The organism is Kitasatospora sp. NPDC059577 (genome assembly GCF_042735475.1).
Taxonomy (GTDB): domain Bacteria; phylum Actinomycetota; class Actinomycetes; order Streptomycetales; family Streptomycetaceae; genus Kitasatospora.
On the sequence record NZ_JBHWBZ010000100.1, the window covers coordinates 1 to 9,085 of the forward strand.

Below are 9,085 nucleotides of genomic sequence, written 5' to 3' on the forward strand. Positions count from 1 at the left end.
GCCCGCCCGCCCGCCCTTCCCCCCGCACCCCGCCCCGCACGCCGTACCGGCTCAGACCCGGGCGGCCTCGGCCCGGTCCCCCGCCGGCTGCCCGGCGGACCCGGCAGCCGCGGCGGCCGCCGCGGCCTTGCGGCGGCGCGGGATCAGCACCGCGGCGAACGCACCCACGCCGACGGCCACCGCGCCGACGTACAGCGCGGGCACCAGCCCGTCCGCGAAGGCCTGCGCCGACTGGTAGCCGCCCTGTGCCGAGAACACCGCCGAGAGCACGGCGACCCCGAGGGCTCCGCCGACCTCGCGCATCGCGTTGTTGGCGCCGGAGGCGATCCCCTGCTCCTGCGGCCGGACGCTCGCCATCACCAGCTGGGCGGTCGGGCCGAAGTACAGCGACATGCCGATCCCGCAGATCACGATGGCCGGGATCTGCGCGGGGTAGTCGAAGCCGCCGCCGTCGGCGACGAGTCCGAACAGCGCCAGGCCGACGGCCTGGAGGGCCAGCCCGGTGACCACGATCGGGCGCCCGCCGATCCGGTCGGAGACGATGCCCGCGATCGGCGAGACCAGCAGCGGCATCGCGGTCCACGGCAGCATCCGGATGCCGGCCTCCTGCGGGCTGTAGCCCCCGACGCCCTGGAGGTACTGGCTGATCAGGAAGATCGAGCCGAACATCCCGAGGTACATCAGCAGGCTGGCGGCGTTGACGGCCGAGAAGGCGCGGCTGCGGAAGAGCCGCATCGGCAGCATCGGGTGGGCGGCCACGCGCTGCTCGTACCGGACGAAGGCGGCCAGCAGCACGACGCCGGCGATCAGGGCGCCGAGGACCAGCGGACTGGTCCAGCCGTCCGGGTTGCCGCGGATCAGGCCGAGCACCACGCCGAACATGCCCAGGCTGACCAGGAGGGTCCCGGGCAGGTCCAGGGCCCGGTCCGCGCCCCGGCTCTCGCCGAGCCGCCGGAAGGCCAGCGGCAGCAGCAGGAGACCGACCGGGACGTTCACCCAGAAGATCCACTGCCAGGAGAAGTGCTCGGTCAGCGACCCGCCGATCAGCGGTCCGGCGGCGACGGCGAGGCCGCTGACGCCCGACCAGATGCCGAAGGCCATCCCCCGCTTGGCCTCGGGCACGGCGGCGGTGAGCAGGGTGAGGGTGAGCGGCATCATCACCGCGGCACCGACGCCCTGCACCGCCCGGGCGGCGATCAGCTCGCCGATCTCCGGGGAGAGGGCGGCCCCCGCGGAGCCGGCGGTGAAGATCGCCAGGCCGATCAGGAAGATCCGGCGGCGGCCGAAGCGGTCGCCGAGGGCGGCCCCGAACATCAGCAGCACGGCGAAGCTCAGGGTGTAGGCACTGACCGTCCATTCGAGGTCGGACAGCCCGCCGCCGAGTTCCTCGCGGATCGACGGCAGTGCGGTGGTGACCACCAGGTTGTCCAGGGCGGCCATGAAACTGGCCGCGCTGACGATCACCAGGGTCCAGATCGCGGTCCTGCCGAGGGCCGGTTTCTCCGTCATGACGTCCCCAGGTCTCTAGGTAGTTGGTGCCTCTAGGTAGTTATTGATCAATAACTTTCATGGGCCGAAAAGAGGCCGCACGGATGCCACCGCGCGACCCTGCTACCCGGCCGGTTCACACCCGTCGAAGCCGCCCCAGATCCGGTGGTCCGGCGGGAAACCCAGCGCCACCAGGGTGTTGATCAGCATCCCGTGCGCGAAGAACTGCGTGGCGTCCTTCATGTCGCCGCCGATCCGGATCCTGACCCGCTCGAACAGGCTCTCCCACAGCCGCCGGGCGCTCTCCCCGATCTCCTCCTCGCCGACCGCCCTGGCCGCGAACACGGAGACGTAGAGCTGCATCTGCATCATCAGCTGGTCACGGTCCTCGACCAGCCCCAGGTAGGCCTCGGACATCGCCTCGGCGGCGGCCTCGCCGGTCAGGCCGGCCGACGCCTCGTCGAAGACCCTCCAGGTCTCCTCGACGCAGCGCTCGGCGGCGGCCTCGAAGATGGCCTGCTTGCCCGGGAAGAGCCGGAACAGGTACGGCTGCGAGACGCCCACCCGGCGAGCGATCGCCTCGGTGGAGGTGCCCCGGTAGCCACCCCGGGCGAACTCGATCATCGCGGCGCGGACGACGCTCTCGCGCCGCTCCTCCGCGCTCATCCGCATGCTCGACCTCGCCATGACTTCCAAGTTAGTGGCCAATCACTATCTATGCAAGGCCCACGACCGCACCCGGGGATCCCGCCGCACGGCCCCGGTCGCAGCCGGCCACCCGACCGTGGCCGGACCCCCGGCCAGGCCCCCCCGGCCCGGCCCTCCCCCGGTCGGTCCTCCCCCGGACCGGTCGACCTCAGGCCAGCCGGACGATCGCCCTGGACATCCCGAGGACCTTCTGACCGCCCGTGGTGGCCAGCAGGTCGACCTGCACCCGGCCGTCGTCGAGCTTCTTGGCGACCTTCGCCGAGACCTCGATCACCGCGCCGACCCCGTCGTCGGGCACCGGCACCGGACGGGTGAACCGCACGCCGTACTCGACCACCGCGGCCGGGTCGCCGACCCAGTCGGTGACCACCCGGATCGCCTCGGCCATGGTGAACATGCCGTGCGCGATGACGTCCGGGAGGCCGACCTCCAGGGCGAACCTCTCGTTCCAGTGGATCGGATTGAAGTCACCCGAGGCGCCCGCGTAGCGCACCAGGGTGGCGCGGGTCACCGGGAACGACTGCGCCGGCAGCTCGGTGCCGACCTCGACCTCGTCATAGCTGATCGCCATCGTGTTCACTCCCCCGCTTCGTCGGCGGCCCGGGCCACCAGGGTCATGACCGCCGTCAGCACGTGCTCGCCGGTCCCGTCCAGCACCTCGCCGCGCACAGTGAGCACGTCGTTGCCCGCCAGCGACTTGATGTTGTCGATGGTCACCACGACCGAGAGCCGGTCGCCGGCCCGCACCGGGCGCGTGTAGGTGAACTTCTGGTCGCCGTGGACGACCCGGCTGAAGTCCAGGCCCAGCTCCGGGTCCCCCACGACCTGGCCGGCCGCACTGTAGGTGACCACGAACGGGAAGGTCGGCGGGGCGATCACGTCCGGGTGGCCCAACGCCTTCGCCGCTTCGGCGTCGGCGTACGCCGGATTGGCGTCGCCGATCGCGATCGCGAACTCGCGGATCTTCTCCCGGCCGACCTCGTACGGCTCGGTGGGCGGGTAACTACGCCCGATGAAGGAGGGGTCGAGCGCCATGGCAGCTCCTCGGAACACGGATGGACACGAAGCGGACGGATACGGAAATGACTCCGGGCCGCACCCCCCAAGAGGGATGCGGCCCGGAGTCGAAGACCTGAGTTCACACAGGCCCGATGCCCTACGAAGAGGTCAGCGGGTCTCGCGGTGAGCGGTGTGCGAGTTGCAGCGGGGGCAGTGCTTCTTCATCTCAAGACGGTCCGGGTCGTTACGCCGGTTCTTCTTGGTGATGTAGTTCCGCTCCTTGCACTCCACGCAGGCCAGCGTGATCTTCGGGCGGACGTCGGTGGCAGCCACGGGAGTGCCTTCCTTGGACAACGAATAAGAACACAACAAGAGTAGCCGACCGGGAGTGCGATCTCCCGACCGACTACGCGGGGTAGCGGTGACCGGACTTGAACCGGTGACACAGCGATTATGAGCCGCTTGCTCTACCAACTGAGCTACACCGCCACAGTGATCCGCAGCACAGCCGAAACTGACTGCTTCTCACCAGAGCCCCCATGCGGAATCGAACCGCAGACCTTCTCCTTACCATGGAGACGCTCTACCGACTGAGCTATAGGGGCGAACGAGGAAGAGATTACACGTTTCGCGGCCGGAGGTGAAATCCGTATCCCGCGGCGAAGACCGCAGGTGGGCGAGGTGCACGGAGGAGCGATCCAAGGCCGGGTGTTCGATCGGCCCACGGGGCGCACGGCCCGACCCGATACGACTATTGCCCGCCTCCCGGCGCCCCGCCCCCGCGCGCCATAGGCTCGACGCTCATTCACCGGGATCGACTGGCCGCCCGCACGGGCCGGCCCGAGAAGGAGCCCGCGATGGACAGCGCAGCCGCCGACGGGCCGCACCACGGGCCCGGCCCGGCGGCCAACCCCCTCGGGCACGGCCCGGTCCTGCTGCTCACCGGTGCCCGGCTGGCCGACGGGCGGGTGGTGGACGTCCGGATCAGCGGCGACCGGATCCAGGCCGTCGGCACCGTCGGCAGCCTCGGCCCGATGCCCGCCCTGCCCGGCGCGCCCACCGTCACCACCGGCGCCCGGATCGACCTCAAGGGCTACCTGCTGCTCCCGGCCCCCGCCGAGGCGCACGCCCACTACGACACCGCCTTCTCCGCCGCCCTGCCCGCCCCGCCCGAGGACACCCAGGCCGACCTCACCCGCCGGATCACCGAGGCCGCGCTCACCTCGCTCGGCTACGGCGCCACCGCCCAGCGCACCCACGTCCGGATCGGCGACGTGCACGGGCTGCGCCCCCTGGAAGCGGTGCTCACCGCCCGGCAGGCGCTGCGCGGGCTGGCCGACCTGCAGGCCGTGGCGATGCCCCGGCTGCTCACCGGCCGGGCCGGCGCGGACGGCCGGGCACAGCTGCGCGAGGCGCTGAAGCTCGGCGCGACGGCGGCGGGCGGCTGCCCGGAGCTCGACCCCGACCCGGCCGGGTACGTCCAGCTGTTGCTGGAGGCCGCCCGGGAGGCGGACTGCCCGGTCGACCTGCACACCACCGCCGCCGACGTCGCCCAACTCGCGCGGCTGACGGGCGCCTTGGCGCCGCTGCGGCCGCGGGTGACGCTCGGGCCGTGCGGTGCGCTGGCCCGGGGGGCGTCGGCGGTGCTGGCGACCGGCGGGGTGCGGGTGGTGTGCCTGCCGCAGAACGGCGGCTGTACCGGCCTGGAGGGCCGCGCGACGGGCCTGCGGCCGGGCCTGCTGAGGGAGTTGGCGGCGGCCCGGGTGCCACTGGCGGCGGGCAGCGGAGCGCTGCGCGACCCGTCCAACCCGGTCGGCCGGGCGGATCCACTGGAGTCGGCGTACCTGCTGGCGGCGGGCGGGGAGCTGGACCCGGAGGCGGCGTACGACGCGGTGGCGAACCAGGCCCGGGCGGCGCTCGGGCTGCCGCCGGTCCGGGTGGACGCCGGGTTCCCGGCGGAGCTGCTGGCGGTGCGCGGGGACAGCCTGGCCGGGGCGCTCGCCGGCGGGCACAGCCGGCTGGTGGTGCACAGCGGCCGGGTGGTCAGCCGGACCAGCGCGGTGCGGGAGTTCGCGGACACCGTGGCACTGGCGCTGCCCCGGCAGTCCGGGAGCGCCGAGGACTGACCGGCGAGGGCCGGCCGGGCCTGCGGGGTCGGCAGGGCCTGCGGACGGACCGGACCGGACGGGACCGGAGCGGCGGATCAACGGTGCGGACCGGGAGACCGAAGGTGCGGACCGGGAGACCAAAGGGGCGCGCGACGGATTGTCACGCGCCCCTCCCCCACCTGCCGGCCGTCGTTCGACGGCGACGCGAGCGGCCCCGGCTACCCCACACGGAACGGGGACCGCTCGGTTCGGTACCGACGCTACGCCCACGGAGCACCTTCCCCGGCCGGCCTTGACGCTCTCCTGTCGGGCCGGGGACCGGTCTTGACGCCACTTTGACGCCGACGCCCGGACGCCCGGACGCACGTACGCACGGGTCTCCGGCCCGGCGCTACGGCACGTACCGGTACCCGATCCCCGGCTCGGTGATCAGGTGCCGCGGCCGGGCCGGGTCGCGCTCCAACTTGCGGCGCAGCCCGGCGAGGTAGACCCGCAGGTAGTTGCCGCGCCCCTCCTGGGCCGGGCCCCACACCTCGCGCAGGATCTGCCGGCCGGGCACCAGCCGGCCGGGGTTGGCGAGCAGCAGCGCGAGGATCCGCCACTCGGTCGGGGTGAGCCGCACCGGGCCGGCGGGACCGTTGACGGTGGTGGCCGCGAGGTCCACGGTGTGGTCGCCGATCACCGGCCTGGTCGGCGGGACACCGCCCAGCGGCCGGCGCAGCACCGCCCGTAACCGGGCCAGGAGTTCGTCCATCAGGAACGGCTTGGTGAGGTAGTCGTCCGCGCCCGCGTCCAGGGCGTCGACCTTGTCGGCGGCGTCACTGCGGCCGGAGAGCACGATGATCGGCATCGCGCTGCGGGTGCGCAGGCCGCGCAGCACCTCCATCCCGTCGAGGTCGGGCAGGCCGAGGTCGAGCAGGACGGCGTCCGGGAGCGCGTGCGCGGCGCGGTCGAGCGCCTCGCCGCCGCTGGCGGCGGTGCGGACGGCGTACTGCCGGGCGCTGAGGTTGATCCGCAGGGTGCGCAGCAGCGCCGGTTCGTCGTCGACGATCAGGATGTCACTCATGTGGTGGCTCCTTCCCCTGGGCGGCGGGCTCGGTGGCGGGGTGCGCCGTGACGGCGGGCAGGGTGAGCAGCATGGTGGTGCCGCCGCCGGGGGTGTCCTCGACCTCCAGGCTGCCGCCCATGGCCTCGGCGAGGCCGCGGGAGAGGGCGAGGCCGAGGCCGACACCGGTGGTGTTGTCGGTGTCGCCGAGGCGTTGGAAGGGCAGGAAGACCCGGTCGCGGTCCTCGGGGGCGATGCCGGGGCCGCGGTCGATCACCCGGATCTCGACCTGGTCGGCGTGGTGGCTGGCGGTGACGAGGACGGGTGCGCCGGGGGCGTTGTGGCGCAGCGCGTTGGTGATCACGTTGGCGAGGACGCGTTCCAGCAGCGGCGGGTCGGCGAGCACGGCCGGGGTCGTGTCCAGGTCCAGCGGCTGGACCGGTGCGTACGGGTCGGGGAGGCTGTCGAGCGCCCGGGGCAGGATCTCGTCCAGGTGGGTCTCGGTGAGGTGCAGGGTGAGCACGCCGGCCTGGAGGCGGCTCATGTCGAGGAGGTTGTCGACCAGGCGGGTGAGTTTGACCAGCGATTCGTCGGCGGTGGCGAGGAGTTCGGCCTGGTCCTCGGGGGAGAACTCGACGTCGGGGCTGCGCAGCGAGCCGACCGAGGCGCGGGCGGCGGCGAGCGGGGTGCGCAGGTCGTGGCTGACGGCGGCGAGCAGGGCGGTACGCATCCGGTCGGCGGCCTTGATGGGCTCGACCTCGGCGGCGACGACGGCCAGCCGGTCGCGTTCCAGGGCGGCGGCGACGTGGGCGGCGAAGGCGGTGAGCACGCGCTGGTCGGCGGCGGACAGCCGGCGGCCGGTGAGCACCAGGACGGCGTCCGCGCCGACCGGGACCTCGGTGGACTCCTGCGGGCCGTCGCCGTCGTCCTGGTGCTCACCCTCGCAGTGCGCCCGCACCGAGCCGTCGGCCCGGGAGAGCAGGGCGACGGCCCGCATGCCGAAGGCCGTCCGGGACTTCTCCAGCAGGGCGGGCAGCGCGTCGGCGCCGCGCAGCACGCTGCCGGCCAGGGTGGAGAGGGTCTCGGCCTCGGCGGTGGCCCGGGCGGCCCGGGTGGTGAGCCGGCCGGCGTGGTCGACCACGGTGGAGACGGTGAGGGCGATGGCGGCGAAGACCACCAGGGCGACGATGTTGTTGGTCTCGCCGATGGTGAGGCTGTGGATCGGCGGGATGAAGTAGTAGTTCAGCAGTACCGAGGCGATGACCGAGGCCACCAGGGCGGACACCGCACCGCCGAGCAGGGCGACGATGACGACGCCGAGCTGGAAGATCAGGGCGTCGGTGGTGAGGTTGATCCGGTGGTGCGCCTGGGAGAGCAGGGCGGTGAGCAGCCAGGGCAGCACCAGGCCCGCCGCGTAGCCGACGACGGTGCGGCGCCGGGAGTGGCGGCGGCCGAGCGGGGGCAGCCGGCCGCGGCCGGTGAACTCGTGGGTGACCATGTGGACGTCGATGTCCTCGGAGGCGTCCACGGTGGTCTCGCCGATGCCGGGGCCGGTCAGGAAGCGGCTGACCCGGCCGCGGCGGCTGGTGCCCAGGACCAGCTGGGTGGCGTCGTGGGCGCGGGCGAAGGCGAGCAGTGCGGTGGGGATGTCGTCGCCGACGACCACGTGGTAGCTGCCACCGAGGGTCTCGACCAGCTGCCGTTGCTGGGCGAGTGCGCCGGAGGAGGCGCCGGCCAGGCCGTCGCTGCGGGTGATGTGGACGGCCAGCAGTTCGCCGCCGGCGGTGCGGTCGGCGATGCGCGCGGCGCGGCGGATGATCGTTTCGCCTTCGGGGCCGCCGGTGAGGGCGACCACGACGCGTTCACGGGTCTCCCAGACCCGGTCGATGCTGTGGGTCGCGCGGTAGTCGCGCAGGCCCTCGTCGACCCGTCCGGCGACCCAGAGCAGGGCGAGTTCGCGCAGGGCGGTGAGGTTGCCGACCCGGAAGTAGTTGGAGAGCGCGGCGTCCACCTTCTCCGCCTTGTAGACGTTGCCGTGGGCCATCCGGCGGCGCAGTGCCTGCGGGGCCATGTCGACGAGTTCGATCTGGTCGGCCCGGCGGACCACCTCGTCCGGGACGGTCTCGCGCTGCGGGATGCCGGTGATCTTCCGGACGACGTCGTTGAGCGACTCCAGGTGCTGGATGTTGACGGTGGTGATGACGTCGATCCCGGCGGCCAGGATCTCCTCGACGTCCTGCCAGCGCTTGGGGTGCCGGCCGCCGGGGACGTTGGTGTGCGCCAACTCGTCGACCAGGACGACGGACGGACGGCGGGCGAGCACCGCGTCGAGGTCCATCTCCTCGAACTCGGCCTCCCGGTAGGAGCGGTGGACCCTCGGCAGGACCTCCAGGCCGGCCAGCATGCCCTCGGTGTGGCGCCGCCCGTGGCACTCGATGTACCCGATCACGACGTCGGACCCGCGTTCCTGTCTGCGCCGGGCCTCGTCCAGCATCCGGTAGGTCTTGCCGACCCCCGGCGCGGAGCCGAGGTACACCCTCAGCCGGCCACGGCGGATGCCGGCACCGGGGGTGAGGTCGCGGGCCATGGGCACTGCTCTTTCCATCGTGAGGTGGTGCGCGCCCCGGGAGGTGGTGCGCGCGGACGCGGGTCGGCCGGCCCGGGCGCTGTCTCTTATACACAACACCGAGCCCACCAGACCAACTTCTATCTCGGTTTGCGGGGTGTGGGTGTTGTA

Annotated in this window: 8 protein-coding genes and 2 tRNA genes; 1 reads left to right on the forward strand and 9 read right to left on the reverse strand. The window is 73.0% G+C overall.

Annotated features, from left to right (window positions below; translation table 11 throughout):
- Nucleotides 1-51: 51 nt before the first annotated feature.
- From ACFV0O_RS39875 to ACFV0O_RS39905, 7 genes are all read right to left on the reverse strand, one after another.
- A complete protein-coding gene (locus ACFV0O_RS39875; RefSeq protein WP_380349487.1) occupies nt 52-1,509 on the reverse strand; it encodes an MFS transporter in 1,458 nt (485 codons plus the stop codon).
- A gap of 102 nt (nt 1,510-1,611) precedes the next feature.
- Nucleotides 1,612-2,175, reverse strand: coding sequence for a TetR/AcrR family transcriptional regulator (locus ACFV0O_RS39880; protein ID WP_360254571.1), 564 nt, complete (start codon nt 2,173-2,175; stop codon nt 1,612-1,614).
- Between the two features lie 169 nt (nt 2,176-2,344).
- Entirely contained in the window at nt 2,345-2,767 is a 423-nt protein-coding gene (locus ACFV0O_RS39885) for a MaoC family dehydratase (protein WP_380349491.1), read from the reverse strand.
- 5 nt (nt 2,768-2,772) lie between these two features.
- Entirely contained in the window at nt 2,773-3,231 is a 459-nt protein-coding gene (locus ACFV0O_RS39890) for a MaoC family dehydratase N-terminal domain-containing protein (protein WP_360254567.1), read from the reverse strand.
- A gap of 132 nt (nt 3,232-3,363) precedes the next feature.
- The gene (rpmG, locus tag ACFV0O_RS39895) at nt 3,364-3,528 is read right to left on the reverse strand and encodes a 50S ribosomal protein L33 (protein ID WP_006604855.1); all 165 of its coding nucleotides are present in this window, start codon (nt 3,526-3,528) and stop codon (nt 3,364-3,366) included.
- Nucleotides 3,529-3,611: 83 nt separating this feature from the next.
- A tRNA-Met gene (locus ACFV0O_RS39900) sits at nt 3,612-3,684 on the reverse strand.
- A 43-nt stretch (nt 3,685-3,727) separates the two neighbouring features.
- Nucleotides 3,728-3,800: transfer RNA gene (locus tag ACFV0O_RS39905), tRNA-Thr, on the reverse strand.
- A gap of 252 nt (nt 3,801-4,052) precedes the next feature.
- On the opposite strand from ACFV0O_RS39905, the gene ACFV0O_RS39910 reads away from it, so the two are divergent.
- Nucleotides 4,053-5,321: a hydrolase gene (locus ACFV0O_RS39910; protein WP_380349494.1), complete on the forward strand. Its 1,269-nt coding sequence runs from the start codon at nt 4,053-4,055 to the stop codon at nt 5,319-5,321.
- A 373-nt stretch (nt 5,322-5,694) separates the two neighbouring features.
- Here ACFV0O_RS39910 and ACFV0O_RS39915 read toward each other — a convergent pair whose 3' ends face one another.
- Both ACFV0O_RS39915 and ACFV0O_RS39920 read right to left on the reverse strand, forming a co-directional pair.
- Complete coding sequence (locus ACFV0O_RS39915) at nt 5,695-6,369, reverse strand: response regulator (RefSeq protein WP_380349497.1); 675 nt, start codon at nt 6,367-6,369, stop codon at nt 5,695-5,697.
- The gene (locus ACFV0O_RS39920) at nt 6,362-8,935 is read right to left on the reverse strand and encodes an ATP-binding protein (protein WP_380349500.1); all 2,574 of its coding nucleotides are present in this window, start codon (nt 8,933-8,935) and stop codon (nt 6,362-6,364) included. Before ACFV0O_RS39920 ends, ACFV0O_RS39915 begins: the two co-directional genes overlap by 8 nt.
- Between the last annotated feature and the right edge of the window lie 150 nt (nt 8,936-9,085).